Raw genomic sequence first — 16,060 nt, 5'->3', positions numbered from 1 at the left:
CGTAGCTCTGTCGTATAACGAAGTGAGGGTCGGCTGTGTGCGGCACAGGATCGTCGACCATACTGCCCGCTGTGGACCAGCGCATAGGATCGAGCAGCAAGCCCCTGGAGGGTGCCGGTTTCGACCCGGCCTTCATCCCCGGGCTCACCGCGCCCGTACCGGCGGAGCCCGCGAAGGAGCCTGAGGACGCCGTGCCCGAGGAGGGCGAAGCGGTCGCGGAGGCGGAACCCGAAGCCCAGGCGGAACCCGAGACCGAGGCGGCATCCGAGCCCGAGGCGCCGGCCGACGGCCCGGTCTTCGAGGCGTCCGACCGCCGCGCCTCCTTCGTCGCCGACCACAAGGGCGTCCGCCTCGCCCTCGACGACCAGAACTGCGAGTTCCGGTGGGACGAGATCGGCGCCGTGGAGACGGAGACGACCCGCTTCGGCAAGCGGTTCACGATCACCGTCCACACGCCCGACCGCCGCTGGTACCCGATCGAGATCGAGGCGAAGTCCCGTTCCGTGTTCCCGGGTTGGGAGCGCGAACTGGACGCCGTCCTCGACGCGTACTTCGAGGACGACGCCCAGCCGGAAGAACCGGAAGAGGACTAGGGGACTAGCAGTACTGCGCCTGCTTGCCGATCGACCGGTACATGCAGTCGGAGTTCTCCAGCAGTTGCAGCACCGCGTCCCGGTTGCGCGACGTCTCCCGCTCGATCACCTCGTCGGGCGGGTAGAAGCCGCCGCCGGACGCGGACGACGGGTACATCTCGAAGGTGTACGCGAAGATCTTGTGCGTACCCCAGAGGTAGTCGTCGATCGACCCGTCGGTGATGTACAGGTCGCTGGACTGCTCCGGCGTGTACCCGTTGCTCGCGGCCATCTTCTGCCCGACGGCCTTGAACGCCGCGTTGTCGTCGGTGGTCATGCCGGTCGTGGTGTCGGCGGTCGTGTAGCCGAACGGCCACAGCACGAGCTGGCTGTACGTGTGGAAGTCGATCCCCGACTTGATCTGCTGGACCCCGCCGACGACCCGGCTGCGCACGAAGTCGGCGACGACCTTCACCTCGGGCGCGGACTCGGCGGACGCGCCCCGGTACGTCTCGGAGGACGTCGAGCCGGAGGAGCCGCCGCAGCAGCCCCAGCGGTAGTTCCAGTTCCGGTTGAGGTCCGTACCGACCGCGCTGGAACCGGAGTTGGGCTGCCGGTTCTTGCGCCACGAGCGGTACGAGCCGGTGGCGATGTCGTACTCGCCGCCGTCCGGGTTGAGGTCGGGGACGATCCAGATCTCGCGCCCGTTCACCATGTTCGTGATCCGTGAGTCGCTGCCGTACCCGGCGCCGAGTTCGCGGATCAGGTACAGCGCCATCTCGACGGTGAGGTGCTCGCGCGCGTGCTGGTGGTGCGTGAACAGCACCTCCGGCTCGGCCTCGTCGGTGGCCACGTTGTCGCTGATCTTGATCGCGTAGATGTCCCGGCCCTGGTACGACTTGCCGATCACGCGCTTGCTCATGATGCCCGGGTAGGCCGCGAGCCGCTGGTCGATCTCCGCGTTCATCTCGGCGTAGTTGTGGTAGCGGGAGTCCGCCGAGGGGAAGTCGAAGAGCCGCAGCTCGTCCGCCGCGAGCCGGTCGGGGGCCCCGCCGAGCGGGGTCACCTCGTACCCGGCCGCCCGCAGCCGCTCGATCTGCGCGCCGCTGCCCGACACGACGACCGTCTCGGAGTCCACCTCGTCGATGCTGACCCCGGCCCGCATGATCGCCGTGCGCACGGGCGAGGTGTTGTTGTGGACGTGGATCTCGTACTGCCGGATGTCGTCCGAGGCCGGCGCGGCCGTGGCGGCGCTGTCGGCGGACGCGCTGGTCACCGAGGCCGAGACGGGGGCGGCGAGCGTCAGCGCGAGGAGGGCGGCGAGTGCGGCGGTGCGTCTGCCCGATCGGGGGTTCGAGCCGCGGATGCGAAGGCGCATGAGGTCTCCTTGTGTCTCCAGGTCCGTCCGGATTGTCCGGAGGGGTGGGGGTGGAGCAGGGGAGCTTTGCTGTGTACGGGCTGTGCGGCGTGTCGCTCATGGTCGGGTCAATGGCATGAGCAGGTCAAGGGCGCCTCATGGGCAGGCATCGCGCGCGCCCCCTTGCCGTATACGAGACTTGGCGCATCCTTGACGTTCATGGCGGACACCACGGGAAACCCCACGACCCACGCCCCCTCCACCCCCGTTCCACGCAAGGCCGGTTGGCGCCACATCGGACCCGGAGTCGTCGTCGCGGCGACCGGTGTCGGCGCCGGCGACCTGGTCGCGACGCTCATCGCGGGCAGCAACTTCGGCTACACCCTCCTGTGGGCCGCGGTCATCGGCTGCCTGGTGAAGATCTCCCTCGCCGAGGCCGCCGGACGCTGGCACCTCTCCACCGGCCGCACCCTCTTCGACGGCTGGGCGAGCCTCGGCCGCTGGACCCTCTGGTTCTTCGGCGTGTACGCCGTGATCTGGGGGTTCGTGTACGGCGCGGCGGCGATGTCGTCCAGCGCGCTGCCCCTCCAGGCGCTGTTCCCGGACGTCATGGACCTCAAGTGGTGGGCCGTCGCCTGCGGTCTCTCCGGACTCGTCTTCGTCTGGTTCAACAAGTACGCGGTGTTCGAGAAGGTCATGACGGTGCTGGTCGGCGTGATGTTCCTCGTCACCGTCTACCTGGCGATCCGCGTCACCCCCAACATCCCCGACGCGCTCGCCGGGTTGCTCCCCGTCCTGCCCGACGAGAAGGACTCCGTCCTCAACACGCTCGGCCTGATCGGCGGCGTCGGCGGCACCATCACCCTTGCCGCGTACGGGTACTGGGTCAACGCGAAGGGGTGGACCGACTCCGGGTGGATGAAGGTCATGCGCCTCGACAACCGGGTCGCGTACGCCACGACCGGCATCTTCGTCGTCGCGATGCTGTTCGTCGGGGCCGAGCTGCTGCACTCCGCGAACATCGCGATCGCCAGCGGGGACAAGGGACTTGTCCAGCTCGGGGACATCCTGGAGGCCGAGTACGGCTCCGCCACCGCCACGTTCTTCCTCATCGGGTTCTTCGCGACGTCGTACACCTCGCTGATCGGCGTCTGGCACGGGGTGAGCCTGATGTTCGCGGACTTCGTGACCCGGCTGCGCACGGACGGCGCGGCCACGGCCGAGGACATCGCGTCCGGCGCCCGCGAGCGGTCGTGGCCGTTTCGCGCATACCTGCTCTGGCTGACGTTCCCCCCGATCGTCCTGCTGTTCCAGGGCCAGCCGTTCCGGCTGATCATCCTGTACGGGGTGCTGGGCGCCGCGTTCCTGCCGTTCCTCGCGCTGACCCTGATCTGGCTCCTCAACTCCCGCCGCACGCCCGCCGAGTGGCGCAACGGGTGGCTCAGCAACGGGATGCTGGCGGTGGCCGGGGTGCTGTTCGTCGTGCTGTGCGCGAAGCAGGTGTGGGACCAGCCGTGGTCTGAATTCTTCTGAGCTCTTCCGAGCCGGGGGCCCTGTTGCAAGGAAGGCGCGCACTCCGTTTGTGGAGGGTGCGTGGAGGTGAGTTGCGGCGGTTTGGGGGCAGTTGGCCGGTGGAGCTCCGGAGAAGAGTTCGTTACCGGCTCACGAAAGCTGTTCTCCCGGTGGTGAGGCGTGGTTACAGTGCTGAGGTAGTCACGCAATGAAGTCATCCCGGTGCACCGGAGTAACGCCGATGCGCCGGGTCGCGGGAATCGGGGAGCTGCGCGTGCCAACTGCCATTGCGGTGACCGGTGCGGGTCTCGCACTGCCGGCGCAGGACGAGCGTACGGTGCCCGCCGTCGTGCTGGAGGGCATCGAACGCCAGCCGCTGGAACAGGCCGTGGCCACGGTGCAGGGCGTCGTGGAGAGTTACGGCCATCTCGTCGTCGTCTGCGCCAAGGCCGCCCCCGCCGCCGTCGTCCAACGGCTGCACACGGTCCGCTCGTTGCTGGAGAGCGACCGGATAGCCCTGCTCCAGCCCGACCTCCCGCCCCTCGGTCTCGCCGTGCTGGCCCGCCAGTTGAGGCAGCTCGCCTCCTGCGACCTGAGCCCCGGCGTCCTCGCCTCCGCAGGACGGCTCCTCACCCACTACATCCACGCCGGCGCCCTGCTCGGCTCGGTCGCCCGCCTCGATCACATCCCGGTCACCCTCACCTCGCACGCCCGCTCCTGGGTCCCCGGCAGCCAGTTCGCCGTACTCGCCCACCCCCAGCCGAAGTTGGTGAAGGCCGGACCCGGAGTGACCGTCCCCGGGCCCGAGTTCGGTACGTGGCTGCTGCTGGCCAGGGGACAGCTCCCCGCCGAGTGGGTGACCGAGACCCTCGCACCGGCCTGGCGTACCCAGGGCCTGCGCGAGACCCCGCTGCCCGCCGAGTCCGCCGCGTGGTGGGGGACCGGCAAGCTCGTCGAGTTCTGCGCCTATCTGCCGGACCTGTCGGTGCTGTACCAACTCGTCACCTCCGTACGGCAGTCGGTGTGCCACTGGTGCGGTGTCGACGTCATCGGAGACCGCTGCGTCTTCTGCTCCGCAACCCCGCCACCCGTCCCCGCCGAACCGGTCCGCGCGCTCACCACCGGCGGTCCCCGCCACGCGCTCCCGGCAGGCTGACCCGACCCCGTCCGCTGGACCCGACCCCCCAACGAGGTTGCACGGCTCATGAACTCCCGTCAGCGCCGCGGCGTGATCCTTCTGCTCCTGTCGGTCCTCGCCGCCCTCGGCGCGTTCGCCGGTGTGCTGTCCGTCGTCGACGACGTGAAGTCGAAGGTCGGGCCCGAGGTCGCCGCGTACCAGGTCAAGAGCGACGTGGCGCCCTACACCGCCCTGTCCGCCGGGCAGTTCGAGAAGATCTCGATGCCGAAGCGGTGGCTGTCGGACAACGCCGTCACCGACCTCGCCGCGATCCGCGGCAAGATCGCCGTCACGACCCTCAAGGCCGGCTCCCTCCTCCAGAGCGACATGGTCGTCGACCAGCCCGCGCTGCGCCCCGGCGAACAGGAGGTCGCCATCATGATCGACGCGGCGACCGGCGTCGCCGGGAAGATCACGGCGGGCGCGTCCGTCAACGTGTACGCCACCTTCGAGGGCGCCCGCGACGCCGACCCGGACGTCTCGAAGATCATCGTCACCAACGCGCGCGTCCTGGACGTCGGCAAGCTCACCGCCCTCGAACCCGACCGCGACGAGCGCTCCGCCGGTCCCACCCAGGCCGTGCCGATCACCTTCGCCCTCTCCACGCTCGACGCCCAGCGCATCACGTACGCCGAGTCGTTCGCGAAGCGGGTCCGCCTCGCGCTGGTCGCGCCCGGCACCGGCACGGCCGTCCCGGAGAAGGACCGCACCTACCAGCTCGCCACGGACAAGTGAGAGGCCGACCATGCCCACGAGGATCCTCCCGGCCGTCGGCGACGCGGACGCGGTCCGCTCCCTCGTCTCCCTGCTGAGCCAGCTGCCCGACGCGGAACCCGTTCCGCCGGTCACCGACTCCACCCAACTCGTCGACACACTCGCCCGGTTGGCCGCCGAGTCCGTCGACGAACTCCCCGAGGTCGTCGTCGTCCACGAACGCATCGGCCCCGTACCGGCGTTGGAGCTGGTCCGTGAAGTCGCCCTGCGTTTCCCGGCGGTGGGTGTCATCCTCGTCACCACCGACGCGTCCCCCGGCCTCTTCTCCGCCGCCATGGACTCCGGCGCGCGCGGCCTCATCACCTTCCCCCTCGCCTACGACGACCTCGCGACCCGCGTCCAGGCCGTCGCCCAGTGGTCGACCGGCGTCCGGCGCCATCTCGGCGGCTCCACCGACGTGTTCACCGGCCCCGGCGGCACCGTCGTCACCGTCAGCGGCGCCAAGGGCGGCGTCGGCACGACCCTCACGGCGATCCAACTCGCCCTCGCCGCCCAGGCGTCGGGCCGTACGACCGCCCTGTGCGACCTGGACCTCCAGACCGGCGACCTCGCCTCCTACCTCGACGTCCAGTTCCGCCGCTCGGTCGTCGACCTCGCCGCGATCACCGACATCTCCCCCCGCATCCTCGCCGAGGCCGTCTTCCGCCACGACACGGGCGTCGACCTCCTGCTCGCCCCCGGCGACGGGGAGCGCGGCGAGGAAGTCACCGACCGGGCGGCCCGGCACATCGTCGGCGCGCTGCGCGCCCGCTACGAGGTCGTCGTCGTCGACTGCGGCGCCCAGCTCAGCGGCGCGAGCGCGGCGGCGGTGGAGACGGCCGACACGGCGCTGCTGGTCACGACCCCCGACGTGGTGTCCGTCCGGGGCGCCAAACGCACCGTCCGCATGTGGGACCGCCTCCAGATCCGCAAGGCCGAGGAGACGACGGTGGTGGTCAACCGGCACTCCCGCGCCACCGAGATCCAGCCGGGCCTGATCCAGAAGATCACCGGAACAGCCCTCGCCACCACGGCGGTTCCGGCCCACTTCAAGGAGTTGCAGGCCGCCGTCGACTCGGGCCGCCTGCACGCCCTCGACCCCAAGGGCCCGGTACGCCAGGCCCTGTGGGCCCTCGCCGGTGAACTCGGCCTCGCCAAAGCCCCGGAGACCCCGCAGGGACGCCGGGCACGCGGCGGGGACCGGGGGTCGGCGGGGCTGCGGCGGCGGAAGGAGTGAGCGCGATGAGACGCCGTCTGACCGGCGACCGGGGCCAGGTCGCCATCGAGTTCACCGGCATGCTGCCCGTCATCCTCGTCACGCTCATCGCCATCTGGCAGTGCGTGCTGGTGGGTTACACGTTCACGCTCGCCGGGAACGCCGCCGACGCGGCCGTGCGGGCGGGGGCGGTCGCCGACCCCGGGGCCCGGGTGGGGGCGTGCGAGCAGGCGGGGACCGAGGATCTGCCGGGCGCCTGGCAAGGGGGCGCGGAGGTGGACTGCGGCGGGTCCGGGTTCGTCACCGCGACCGTCCGGCTGCAAGTCCCCATCCTCTTCCCGGGAGTTCTCTCGGTGCCGTTCCAGGTCGAGGGACACGCGGGGGCCGTCGAGGAATGGAACGGGCCCTGACATGAACAAGCGCCGTGGAGACCGGGGCCAGGTCGCCATCGAGTACCTGGGGTTCCTGCCGATCCTGCTGCTCGTCGGCATGGCCGTCGTCCAACTGGGGATCATCGCGTACGCCGGACAGCAGGCCGGTACGGCGGCGCGGGCCGGGGCGCGGAGCGAGGCAAGGGAGGCCGGGACGGCCGGTCAGGCGTGCGCGGACGCCGTCAGCTCGTGGCTGGACGCCAGCTGCGTCGCCGCCGACCTCGGGGACGACGTCCGGGTCACCTCCTCCGTCGACATTCCGTCCGTGTTCTTCGGGTGGGGCGACTTCGGCCCCGCCCAGCGGACCGCGACCATGCCGAACGACCAGCGAACGGAGTCCCCATGAGCCTCAGGGCACGGATCAGCACGCCCGAGGAGAACGGCAGCCGGGGCGAGGACGGCCACCTGGTCGCGACGTACCGCGCGAAGCTCCTGGAGGAGATCGACCTCGCCGAGATGACGTCGCTCGCGGCGGCCGAACGCCGGGCCCGGCTCGAACGCGTCCTCGGCCACATCATCAGCCGCGAGGGCCCGGTCCTGTCGACGTCCGAACGCGCCAGGCTGATCAGGCGCGTTGTCGACGAGGCGCTCGGCCTCGGCATCCTGGAGCCGCTCCTCGAAGACGCCTCGGTCACCGAGATCATGGTCAATGGGCCGGACGCGATATTCGTCGAACGCGGCGGCAGGGTCGAGCAGTTGCCGCTGCGGTTCGCCTCCGCCGACCAGCTCATGCAGACCATCGAACGCATCGTCTCGACGGTCAACCGCCGCGTGGACGAGTCGAATCCGATGGTCGACGCCCGCCTGCCCTCCGGTGAACGCGTCAACGTCATCATCCCGCCGCTCTCCCTGACCGGCCCGATCCTCACGATCCGCCGCTTCCCCCGCTCCTTCACCCTCCACGAACTCGTCGGCTTCACCTCCCTCGACGAGCACATGCTGTTCCTGCTCGCGGGCCTCGTGCAGGCCAAGTTCAACGTGATCGTCTCGGGCGCGACCGGCACCGGCAAGACGACCCTCCTCAACGCCCTGTCCGGACTGATCCCCGAGGGCGAGCGGATCATCACCATCGAGGACTCCGCCGAACTCCAGCTCCAGCAACAGCACGTCGTACGGCTGGAGTCGAGGCCGCCGAACGTCGAGGGCAAGGGCCACATCACGATCCGCGACCTGGTCCGCAACTCCCTGCGCATGCGCCCCGACCGGATCGTCGTCGGCGAGGTCCGCGGCGGCGAGTCCCTGGACATGCTCCAGGCCATGTCCACCGGCCACGACGGCTCGCTCGCCACCGTCCACGCCAACAGCGCCGAGGACGCCCTCACCCGCCTCCAGACGCTCGCCTCGATGTCCGACGTCGAGGTCCCCTTCGTCGCCCTGCACGACCAGATCAACAGCGCCGTCGACGTCATCATCCAGCTCACCCGGTTCGCCGACGGCGCCCGCCGCATCACCGAGATCGCGCTCCTCGACAGCCACGGCGGCGAACCGTACCGGCTGGCCACCGCCGCCCGCTTCGACGCCCTGCCGATGTCCTCCGACGGCCGCATCCACGGCAGCTTCCGCTACTTCCCCCTCCCGCGCCGCACCGCCGACCGCCTCTACATGGCGAGCCAGCCCATCCCGCAGGCGTTCGGCGTGGCCCAGACCCCGGCCGAACTCGCGATCCGAGAAGCACGCTAGGCAGGACGACCATGGACCTCGACCAGCTCACCACGCTCACGACGGGCCTGACCGTCCTCGCCCTCACCCTGGCCGTCGCGGGCCTGCACGCGTACGCCACCGGCCGCGCCCAGCGCGCCGCCCTCGTCGACCGGCTCTCCTACACCGGCCAGTTGCCGCCACCGGGACGCCGCCGCCGCTTCCGCGACCTCGACCGCCGTATCCGCCGCACCGGCCTGGGCCGTTCGCTGGAACGCCGGCTCGCGACGACCGGACTCGACGTCACCCCGGGCGAGTTCACCGCCTACCTGCTCGGCGCGGTCGCCGGACTCTGGCTGGTCACCCAGGCCGTCCTCGCCCCCTTCTTCGGCCCCATCGCCGCTCTCGTCGCGGTCGGTTCGGCCGTCCAGTTCCTCAACTGGCAGCGCCAGAAGCGCATCGAGCGGTTCATCAACCAACTCCCCGAACTGGCCCGCATCCTGGCCAACGCCACCCAGGCGGGCCTCGCCCTGCGCACCGCGATAGGGATGGCCGCCGAGGAGCTGGAGGCGCCCGCCGGGGAGGAACTCGCCAAGGTCGCCAACCAGTTGGCGGTCGGCCAGTCCATGGACGACGCCCTCGGTGAACTCGCCGACCGGCTGCCGTCCCGCGAACTCGTCGTCCTCGTCACCACGTTGGTCCTCTCCAACAAGGCCGGTGGCCAAGTCGTGGGCGCCCTGCGGAACTTGACCGAGACGCTGGAGGAGCGCAAGGAGACCCGGCGCGAGATCCGCACCCAGCTCTCGCAGGTGAACCTCACCGCGTACGCCGTACCCCTCCTGGGCGTCGGCTCGTTGTTCCTCATGGACGGCGTCAAGGAGGGGGCCCTGGAGCGCATGACCGGCTCGCCGCTCGGCCAGGCCGCCGTCCTCATCGCCTTCGGCCTGTACGCCGTCGGCTTCGTCCTCATCCGGCGCATGTCCCGGATCGACGTCTGAGCGGGGGGAGTTGGACATGGCTCTGCTGCTCGCCCTCCTGATGGCGGCCTCCGTGTGGGGCGCCTTCACCGGCATCCGCATGTACCGCGCGGACGTCAAACTGCCCCCCGACCTCGCCCTCGCCCTGGAGGTCGGCGCGACCCGGACCGGCGCGGTGGACTCCGTCGTCGACCGGCTCGGCATGCGGTACGCGCCCGCCGTCCTGCGCCTGATGGGCCCCCGCCTCGTCGCCAAGTACCGCCGCCGCATCGACCTCGCGGGCAACCCCGGCGGCCTCACCATCGACCGCTACGCCGCCCGCCGCGCCGTCTACGGCACGCTGGGCGCCGTAGGGGCGCTGATCTTCTTCCTGCGCGGCAACCCCCTGATCGCGCTGCTGATGCTCGCCTTCGGCGCCGTGTGGACCGAGGTCGGCATCTGGTCCGCGATCCGCGTCCGCAAGGACGTCATCGAACGCACCCTCCCCGACTTCCTCGACGTCCTCGCCGTCGTCGTCAGCGCGGGCCTCGGCTTCCGCCAGGCCCTCGACCGCGTCGCCACCCGCTACGAGGGCCCCTGGGCCGACGAGATCCGCATCACCCTGCGCCAGATGGACCTCGGCATGAGCCGCCGCGAAGCCTTCGCGGAACTGCGCCGACGCAACGACTCCGAGCAAGTCGCCATGTTCGTCACGGCGTTGCAGCAGGGCGAGGAACTCGGCGCCCCCATCGTCGACACCCTCGTCTCCATCGCCAAGGACATGCGCCGCACCGACGCCCAGAACGCCCGCCGCAAGGCCGCCCGCGCGGTCCCCCGGGCCACCCTGATGATCACCACGTTCATGGTCCCGGCGACGATGCTCCTCCTCGGCGCCGGACTGCTGCTGGGGTCGGGCACCGACTTCGGCACGATCACGGGGAAGTAGGCGCGGACATGGGGGTGTCGAAGCGGACGGGGGCGCCCCTCGCCCTCCAGGTCAACGCCCTCCAGGCCCTGTCCCGGCAGGTCTTCGGCTTCCGCCTCGCGATGATCGCCCTCGCCGCGCCCTCCGCGCTCCTCAACGCCTCACCCGGCGTGGGCGTCCGCCTCGTCGGCACGGCCGTCGTCGTCACCTTCATGGTGTCGTACGCCCTCCTGCGCGACTGGGAACGCTTCGGCCCGCTGCTCCTGAGACACCCCACCCTCCTCGCGGCGGACACCCTCCTCGGCTCGCTCCTGCTCGTCTCCGCGGGCCCCGACACCACCCTCGCGTACGTCAGCGTCTGCACCCCCCTCCTCGCCGGGATCCTCTACGGCTGGCGCGGCGCCGCCTGCTTCGCCTCCCTGCAAGGGCTCATCCTGCTGCTCGTCCATACGACCCTGGCGGCCCGCTCCGGCGCCTCCGTCGCCGAACGGCTGCTGCTCCCCGGCTTCTGCGTCATCACCGGCGCGCTCGGCTCCGCCCTGCGGGGACTGATGCTGAGGTTCGGCGAGGCCACCGAGGCGCTCGCCGAGACCCGCGCCCGCCTCGCCGCCGCCGAGGCCGTCGCCGCCGAACGCGACCGCCTGGCCCGGGAGATGCACGACTCCCTCGCCAAGTCCCTGTACGGCGTCGCCCTCGCCGCCGAGGCGCTGGCCGCCGGGGCCGAGCAACCCGTGCGCGAACAGGCCGAGTCGATCGCGGGCGCCGCCCGGCGCGCGGCCGGGGAGTCACGGGAACTGCTGACCGACCTGCGGCTCGGGGCGGGCGAGGAGCTGGACGTGCTCGACGAACTCGCCTCGCGGACGACGGACTTCGCGACCCGCACCGGGCTGCCGACGACCTATCGCGCGACCGGTGAGCGCAGCGCCGTACCCGTACCGCCCTTCGTCGCGCGGGAGTTGCTCACCATCGCCGCCGAGGCGCTCGACAACGCGCACCGGCATGCCGACGCCAGTCGCGTCGAGGTGAGCGCGGGGGTGCACGGGGACGTCCTGCGCGTCACCGTCCACGACGACGGCAAGGGGCTGCCGCCCGGCACCAGCCTCGACGCGCTGCGGCGGGCCGGGCACTTCGGGCTGCTCGGGATGAGTGAACGTGCCGTGGCCCTCGGGGCGCGGCTGCGGATCGGGCGGGGCGGGCCGGGGACCGAAGTGAGCGTCGAGCTTCGACTCCCGCTGCGGGTGGGACAGTTCGAGAAGGGGGCGGCGTGACGGAAGGGGCTCGCAGGATGAAGGTTCTCGTGGCCGACGACAATCCCGTGGTCCGCGCGGGGCTCGCCGCGCTGCTCGGCGGGGCCGGGGGCATCGACGTCGTCGCGCAGGCCGTGAACGGGCGCGAGGCGTGCGAACTCGCCGAGCTCCACCGGCCCGACGTCGTCCTCCTCGACGTCCGGATGCCCGAGGTCGACGGGCTCGCCGCGCTGCCCCGGCTCGTGCGGGTCTGCGCCGTCCTCATGCTGACCTACAGCGGGGAGTCCGCGACCGTGCGGGACGCCCTGCGGCTCGGGGCGCGGGGGTATCTCGTGCACGGGGAGTTCGGGGCCGAGCAGTTGGTGCAGGCCGTGCGTGATGTGGTGCGGGGGCGTGCGCACTTGACGCCGACCGCCGCGACCGCGGTGCTGGAGGGGCTGTGGAGCCCCCCGGCCGACAGTGCGACTGCACACGACAGCCCCTCCCCAACTCCCCATTATCCAGGCACTTTCAGCAAAGGACTTTCACAAGTGCAACCACTTGTGGGACAGTCTTCCGCAAGCAGGGGCCGGTTCCGGCTCAGTGCGAGGGAGGCGGAGATCATGGACCTCATCGCGTCCGGCATGTCGAACCAGCAGATCGCCGTGTCCTGCTTCATCAGCGAGAAGACCGTCAAGAACCACATCAACCGGATCTTCGCGAAACTCCACAGCACGAGCCGCGCCGAGGCGACAGCCAAATGGCTCGGCACCGCACCCCCGCCTGTCCAGGGGGTGAGCTGACCGATGCGCCCCCTCTCTTGGGCCCACCTTTGGGCCCCCGGACCCTCCCCATCCGCTTCCCCCACGGCCTACGCTGCGCCGGAACACGGGGAGCGCGGCGCTGCGACCGGAGGACAGGCTGATGAAGAACGTGCGGAAACCGCGGGGCGACAAGGGGCAGACCGCGGTGGAGTACTTGGGGATCATCGCCGTCGTCGTGGCGATCGTCCTGGCCATCACCGGGACGGATATCGGCAGCACGATCTTCGACGCGATCCGCAACCAGATCAGCAGGGTCACGGGAGGCTGACGCCGGCCCGCGGGCGAGGTGACGCCGGGCAGGCTTTCCCCATCTACATCATGGTGGTGGCGGGCCTGCTCTTTCTCGCGTTCGCGTACCTCGCGGTCGGCCAGGCGGGAGCCAACCGGGGCGACGCCCAGGCGGCGGCCGACGCGGCGGCGCTGGCGGCGGCCCAGGAGACCCGTGACGAACTCGCCGGTGACTGGGTGGACAACGTCCTCGACCCGACGAAATGGGACGGCATCTTCAACGGCGTCGGGTCGGGCGACACCTGCTGGCGCGCTTACCAGCTCGCGGAGGCGAACGACGCCCGGACGATGTCCTGCCTGCCCGGCGACATGCGGTATTCGGTCGAGGTGGAGACGAACAAGTCTGTCGGCGACTCGATCGTCCCCGGCTCGGAGGATTACCAGTCGACGGCCCATGCCGCGGCGGTGATCGACTCGGTGTGCAGCTTCGACGCGCTCCCCAGCCCCACGCCTACCCCCACTCCCACGGGAGACGAGGGCGGCGAGACGCCGGGCGGTGGTGGAACTCCCCCGATCCAACTGCCCGTCCTGCACTGCGACGGCGGCGACTGGCCCCTGGACCCGCAGAACCTCCGTCTCCCGGAACCGCAGGACCTCTTCGACGTCCATCTGGTCGAGTGAGACACAACCGCGAAGGAAGCAGAGGCATGAGCATTCGGTTCACGGCTAAGGCCCGCAGGGGAGTGGTCGCGCTGACCGTCGCGGCCGGTCTGGCCCTCGGCGTGGCCGGATGTGGCGGTGGCGGTGACGACAAGAAGCCCGAGGCGTCGGCGCCCGCCTCCACCGGCGGGTCGAAGCCGGGACCGCAGGAGGGGTCGGAGGAGCCGCCCCTCGCGGAGATGAAGGGGCCGAGCGGGCTGATGCTCCAGATCACCTCCGCAGACCGGGACTCCGGCGGGTTCGTCACAGTGAACGGCGTCCTCAAGAACGACGGCGCCAAGAACGTGCTCGTGCCGTCGGGCGTGCGCGGGGACGAAACGGAGATCATGCGCCACGGCATGTCCCTCGGCGGCGCGACCCTCGTCGACGGCCAGGCCAAGAAGCGGTACTACGTCCTGCGGGACACGGACGGCCGCCCCCTCGCGACGACCGGGCTCTCCTCCCTCGAAGCCGGCGAGACCCTGGCCGTCTTCATGCAGTTCCCCGCACCCCCCGAGGCCACCAAGGAAGTCACCTTCCAGCTCCCCACCTTCGCCTCCGCCCCCCTCCCGATCACCGGCTGAGCCCGCCCATGACCCGCGCACGCACGACGCTCACGCTCACGGCCCTCCTCCTCGCCCTCACCACCCCCGCCCGAGCCACCGACGACCCCAGCGTCCCGCCCGGCACCGAGCCCTCCGCCTCGGCCCCCGTCCAGGTCGACCCCAACGACCCGGACCTGAAGCTTCCGCAGGGGGGAACCCTCGCTGCGGCGAAGGTGCTCGACATCAAGCAGGTCGTGGAGGACCAGACCGGCGACGAACGCAGGGAGGACACGAACGCGGACGTGAAGTTCGCCCTGCAAGCGGAGGTTCTCTTCGGCAAGGACAGCTCGAAGATCACCCCCACCTCCCGCTCCCGCATCGCGGCGATCGCCGAGGAGATCAGGAAGCAGAACGCCACCCGTATCAGAGTCTTCGGCTTCACCGACGACCTGGGCTCCTCGGCGCACGGCGACGTCCTCTCCCGCCAGCGCGCGAACGCCGTACAGGCGGTCCTGGACGACGAACTGAACGACCCGGACCTCACGTTCGACGTCCGAGGCTACGGCGAGCAGTACCCCATCGCGGACAACTCGACGGAACAGGGCCGCAAGAAGAACCGCCGGGTGGAGATCACGTTCCCGAGGGAGGGCTGAGGGGGCCTGCTCACAACGACACCCCCACACCCAGGTCACGCCCCCTCGACCACCTCCACCCGGACCCCCGCCACGACCCCCCACCCGGCCATCGCCCCCGCCTGCGCCTCCAGCACATGCCGGGCCCGCACCCGGGGCAGCCCCAGCCTCCCCGGCACCATCGTCCGCACGGCCAGCACCCTCAAGTCCCGGGACAGATAAGCCACATCGATGGCCATCCGCATCCGGAACGTATGAATCCCGGACGCGGGCGACAACAGCAACGCCCCCTCGACGGACGACCGCCCCAGCAGCCCCTTCGTACGGGCCCGGTACGACGAGGCGATCTCCAGCGGCACCCGCGCCGGAGGCGCCCCGTGCACGACCAGCACCCCGTGCCCGTCCCGCCAGCGTCCCATCACGCGCCTCCCGATAAGGAGTTGTAGCCACCCGGCCCTGTGGATAGTAAGTCCCCATGACGATCAGCCTCGGTGCCATCCTCCGCCCCCAACTCCCCCCGGAACGCCTGAAGTCGGCGGCACGCCTGGCCGACGAGGCGGGACTGGACGAACTCTGGCTGTGGGAGGACTGCTTCCTCCAGGGCGGCCTCACGGCGGCAGCGGCGGCGCTGGCGTGGACGGACCGGATCCGCATCGGCGTGGGCCTGCTCCCGGTCCCGCTCAGGAACGTCGCGCTGACGGCGATGGAGACGGCGGCCCTGCACCGCATGTTCCCGGGCCGCGTGTCGCTGGCGATCGGCCACGGCGTCCAGGACTGGATGGCCCAGGTGGGCGCCCGCCCCGACTCCCCGCTGACGCTCCTGACGGAGTACACCGGCGCCCTGCGCGCCCTCCTGGACGGCGAGCGGGTCACCCGCGAGGGCACGTACGTCACCCTGGACGACGTGTCCCTCGGCTGGCCCCCGGCGGCCCCCGCCGAGATCCTGATCGGCGGCATCGGCCCCCGCACCCTCCGCCTCGCGGCCCGGATCGCGGACGGCACCGTACTGAACGAGTCGGCCACCCCGGACCGCGTACGGGAGATCCGCGCCGCCGCGAAGACCGGGCACCGCGTCGTCGTGTACGTCTTCGCCGCGACCGGCGAGGACGCGGCCCCGCGCCTCGCCCGCGAGCTGGAGAAGCAGCACCTGACGGGGGTCGGCGTCGCCGGGGACGCGCAGACGGTGGCGGCGGAGGTACGCCGGTACGCCGAGGCCGGCGCCGACAGCGTCGTCCTCCTCCCGACACCGGACGACCCGGACCCGGAGGGATTCCTGAGGTTCACGGCACAGGAGGTACGCCCCCTGGTGCCGTAGAACCTGGTGCCGTGGAAGCCCGGTGGCGAGAAAATCAGCGGCACCCCCGCCCAC

Annotated in this window: 19 protein-coding genes; 17 read left to right on the top strand and 2 right to left on the bottom strand. The window is 71.1% G+C overall.

The features are described from left to right. The first annotated feature begins 71 nt into the window (after positions 1 to 71). Positions 72 to 593, top strand: a complete 522-nt coding sequence (locus tag PV682_RS34585) for a hypothetical protein (protein WP_319735708.1) — start codon at positions 72 to 74, stop codon at positions 591 to 593. 4 nt (positions 594 to 597) lie between these two features. Here the strand turns inward: PV682_RS34585 and PV682_RS34580 are convergent, their stop codons facing one another. Continuing rightward, positions 598 to 1,950, bottom strand: a complete 1,353-nt coding sequence (locus tag PV682_RS34580) for a M14 family metallopeptidase (RefSeq protein ID WP_319735707.1) — start codon at positions 1,948 to 1,950, stop codon at positions 598 to 600. A 198-nt stretch (positions 1,951 to 2,148) separates the two neighbouring features. Here PV682_RS34580 and PV682_RS34575 point away from each other — a divergent pair, with 198 nt between their 5' ends. The 15 genes from PV682_RS34575 (at position 2,149) to PV682_RS34505 (ending at position 14,712) form a co-directional block, all read left to right on the top strand. Then, on the top strand, positions 2,149 to 3,462 hold the full coding sequence (locus PV682_RS34575) for an Nramp family divalent metal transporter (protein WP_319735706.1): 1,314 nt from the start codon (positions 2,149 to 2,151) through the stop codon (positions 3,460 to 3,462). 220 nt (positions 3,463 to 3,682) lie between these two features. Further along, the gene (locus tag PV682_RS34570) at positions 3,683 to 4,597 is read left to right on the top strand and encodes a hypothetical protein (RefSeq protein ID WP_319735705.1); all 915 of its coding nucleotides are present in this window, start codon (positions 3,683 to 3,685) and stop codon (positions 4,595 to 4,597) included. Positions 4,598 to 4,645: 48 nt separating this feature from the next. Then, positions 4,646 to 5,353: a Flp pilus assembly protein CpaB gene (cpaB, locus tag PV682_RS34565; RefSeq protein WP_319735704.1), complete on the top strand. Its 708-nt coding sequence runs from the start codon at positions 4,646 to 4,648 to the stop codon at positions 5,351 to 5,353. A 10-nt stretch (positions 5,354 to 5,363) separates the two neighbouring features. Further along, positions 5,364 to 6,608 carry an AAA family ATPase gene (locus PV682_RS34560; protein WP_319735703.1) on the top strand — a complete coding sequence of 415 codons (1,245 nt, stop codon included), beginning with the start codon at positions 5,364 to 5,366 and terminating at the stop codon, positions 6,606 to 6,608. Between the two features lie 5 nt (positions 6,609 to 6,613). After that, on the top strand, positions 6,614 to 6,997 hold the full coding sequence (locus tag PV682_RS34555; protein ID WP_109361352.1) for a TadE/TadG family type IV pilus assembly protein: 384 nt from the start codon (positions 6,614 to 6,616) through the stop codon (positions 6,995 to 6,997). Between the two features lies 1 nt (position 6,998). After that, on the top strand, positions 6,999 to 7,364 hold the full coding sequence (locus PV682_RS34550; protein WP_319735702.1) for a TadE/TadG family type IV pilus assembly protein: 366 nt from the start codon (positions 6,999 to 7,001) through the stop codon (positions 7,362 to 7,364). Next, complete coding sequence (locus PV682_RS34545; protein ID WP_055723558.1) at positions 7,361 to 8,698, top strand: CpaF family protein; 1,338 nt, start codon at positions 7,361 to 7,363, stop codon at positions 8,696 to 8,698. Before PV682_RS34550 ends, PV682_RS34545 begins: the two co-directional genes overlap by 4 nt. Before the next feature lie 11 nt (positions 8,699 to 8,709). Then, on the top strand, positions 8,710 to 9,654 hold the full coding sequence (locus tag PV682_RS34540; RefSeq protein ID WP_319735701.1) for a type II secretion system F family protein: 945 nt from the start codon (positions 8,710 to 8,712) through the stop codon (positions 9,652 to 9,654). Positions 9,655 to 9,670: 16 nt separating this feature from the next. Beyond that, complete coding sequence (locus PV682_RS34535; protein WP_319735700.1) at positions 9,671 to 10,558, top strand: DUF5936 domain-containing protein; 888 nt, start codon at positions 9,671 to 9,673, stop codon at positions 10,556 to 10,558. Between the two features lie 8 nt (positions 10,559 to 10,566). Next, positions 10,567 to 11,805 carry a sensor histidine kinase gene (locus tag PV682_RS34530; RefSeq protein ID WP_319735699.1) on the top strand — a complete coding sequence of 413 codons (1,239 nt, stop codon included), beginning with the start codon at positions 10,567 to 10,569 and terminating at the stop codon, positions 11,803 to 11,805. 17 nt (positions 11,806 to 11,822) lie between these two features. Beyond that, complete coding sequence (locus PV682_RS34525) at positions 11,823 to 12,566, top strand: response regulator transcription factor (protein WP_319735698.1); 744 nt, start codon at positions 11,823 to 11,825, stop codon at positions 12,564 to 12,566. Positions 12,567 to 12,687: 121 nt separating this feature from the next. Beyond that, positions 12,688 to 12,855: a Flp family type IVb pilin gene (locus PV682_RS34520; RefSeq protein WP_319735748.1), complete on the top strand. Its 168-nt coding sequence runs from the start codon at positions 12,688 to 12,690 to the stop codon at positions 12,853 to 12,855. Continuing rightward, complete coding sequence (locus PV682_RS34515; RefSeq protein ID WP_319735747.1) at positions 12,852 to 13,496, top strand: pilus assembly protein TadG-related protein; 645 nt, start codon at positions 12,852 to 12,854, stop codon at positions 13,494 to 13,496. The genes PV682_RS34520 and PV682_RS34515 overlap by 4 nt, the downstream gene beginning before the upstream one ends. Before the next feature lie 26 nt (positions 13,497 to 13,522). Next, positions 13,523 to 14,098 (top strand): hypothetical protein, encoded by a 576-nt coding sequence (locus PV682_RS34510; RefSeq protein WP_319735697.1) that lies wholly within the window; start codon positions 13,523 to 13,525, stop codon positions 14,096 to 14,098. Between the two features lie 8 nt (positions 14,099 to 14,106). Then, positions 14,107 to 14,712: an OmpA family protein gene (locus tag PV682_RS34505; protein WP_319735696.1), complete on the top strand. Its 606-nt coding sequence runs from the start codon at positions 14,107 to 14,109 to the stop codon at positions 14,710 to 14,712. A 35-nt stretch (positions 14,713 to 14,747) separates the two neighbouring features. Here the strand turns inward: PV682_RS34505 and PV682_RS34500 are convergent, their stop codons facing one another. Continuing rightward, positions 14,748 to 15,110, bottom strand: a complete 363-nt coding sequence (locus PV682_RS34500; protein ID WP_319735695.1) for a DUF192 domain-containing protein — start codon at positions 15,108 to 15,110, stop codon at positions 14,748 to 14,750. 56 nt (positions 15,111 to 15,166) lie between these two features. Between PV682_RS34500 and PV682_RS34495 the strand changes: the two genes are divergently transcribed. Then, a complete protein-coding gene (locus tag PV682_RS34495; protein ID WP_319735694.1) occupies positions 15,167 to 16,006 on the top strand; it encodes an LLM class flavin-dependent oxidoreductase in 840 nt (279 codons plus the stop codon). Positions 16,007 to 16,060: the final 54 nt, after the last annotated feature.

Origin of the sequence: Streptomyces niveiscabiei (assembly GCF_033794345.1) — a bacterium.
GTDB classification, from domain to species: domain Bacteria; phylum Actinomycetota; class Actinomycetes; order Streptomycetales; family Streptomycetaceae; genus Streptomyces; species Streptomyces niveiscabiei.
The sequence above is the reverse complement of the archived record's forward strand: the minus strand, read 5'-3'. Positions and strand labels throughout refer to the sequence as shown.

Coding starts and splice junctions, on each gene's coding strand:
- PV682_RS34580 (WP_319735707.1), bottom strand. CDS start 1,950: ATGCGCCTTCGCATCCGCGGCTCGAACCCCCGATCGGGCAGACGCACC.
- PV682_RS34575 (WP_319735706.1), top strand. CDS start 2,149: ATGGCGGACACCACGGGAAACCCCACGACCCACGCCCCCTCCACCCCC.
- PV682_RS34570 (WP_319735705.1), top strand. CDS start 3,683: ATGCGCCGGGTCGCGGGAATCGGGGAGCTGCGCGTGCCAACTGCCATT.
- cpaB (WP_319735704.1), top strand. CDS start 4,646: ATGAACTCCCGTCAGCGCCGCGGCGTGATCCTTCTGCTCCTGTCGGTC.
- PV682_RS34560 (WP_319735703.1), top strand. CDS start 5,364: ATGCCCACGAGGATCCTCCCGGCCGTCGGCGACGCGGACGCGGTCCGC.
- PV682_RS34555 (WP_109361352.1), top strand. CDS start 6,614: ATGAGACGCCGTCTGACCGGCGACCGGGGCCAGGTCGCCATCGAGTTC.
- PV682_RS34550 (WP_319735702.1), top strand. CDS start 6,999: ATGAACAAGCGCCGTGGAGACCGGGGCCAGGTCGCCATCGAGTACCTG.
- PV682_RS34545 (WP_055723558.1), top strand. CDS start 7,361: ATGAGCCTCAGGGCACGGATCAGCACGCCCGAGGAGAACGGCAGCCGG.
- PV682_RS34540 (WP_319735701.1), top strand. CDS start 8,710: ATGGACCTCGACCAGCTCACCACGCTCACGACGGGCCTGACCGTCCTC.
- PV682_RS34535 (WP_319735700.1), top strand. CDS start 9,671: ATGGCTCTGCTGCTCGCCCTCCTGATGGCGGCCTCCGTGTGGGGCGCC.
- PV682_RS34530 (WP_319735699.1), top strand. CDS start 10,567: ATGGGGGTGTCGAAGCGGACGGGGGCGCCCCTCGCCCTCCAGGTCAAC.
- PV682_RS34525 (WP_319735698.1), top strand. CDS start 11,823: ATGAAGGTTCTCGTGGCCGACGACAATCCCGTGGTCCGCGCGGGGCTC.
- PV682_RS34520 (WP_319735748.1), top strand. CDS start 12,688: ATGAAGAACGTGCGGAAACCGCGGGGCGACAAGGGGCAGACCGCGGTG.
- PV682_RS34510 (WP_319735697.1), top strand. CDS start 13,523: ATGAGCATTCGGTTCACGGCTAAGGCCCGCAGGGGAGTGGTCGCGCTG.
- PV682_RS34505 (WP_319735696.1), top strand. CDS start 14,107: ATGACCCGCGCACGCACGACGCTCACGCTCACGGCCCTCCTCCTCGCC.
- PV682_RS34500 (WP_319735695.1), bottom strand. CDS start 15,110: ATGGGACGCTGGCGGGACGGGCACGGGGTGCTGGTCGTGCACGGGGCG.
- PV682_RS34495 (WP_319735694.1), top strand. CDS start 15,167: ATGACGATCAGCCTCGGTGCCATCCTCCGCCCCCAACTCCCCCCGGAA.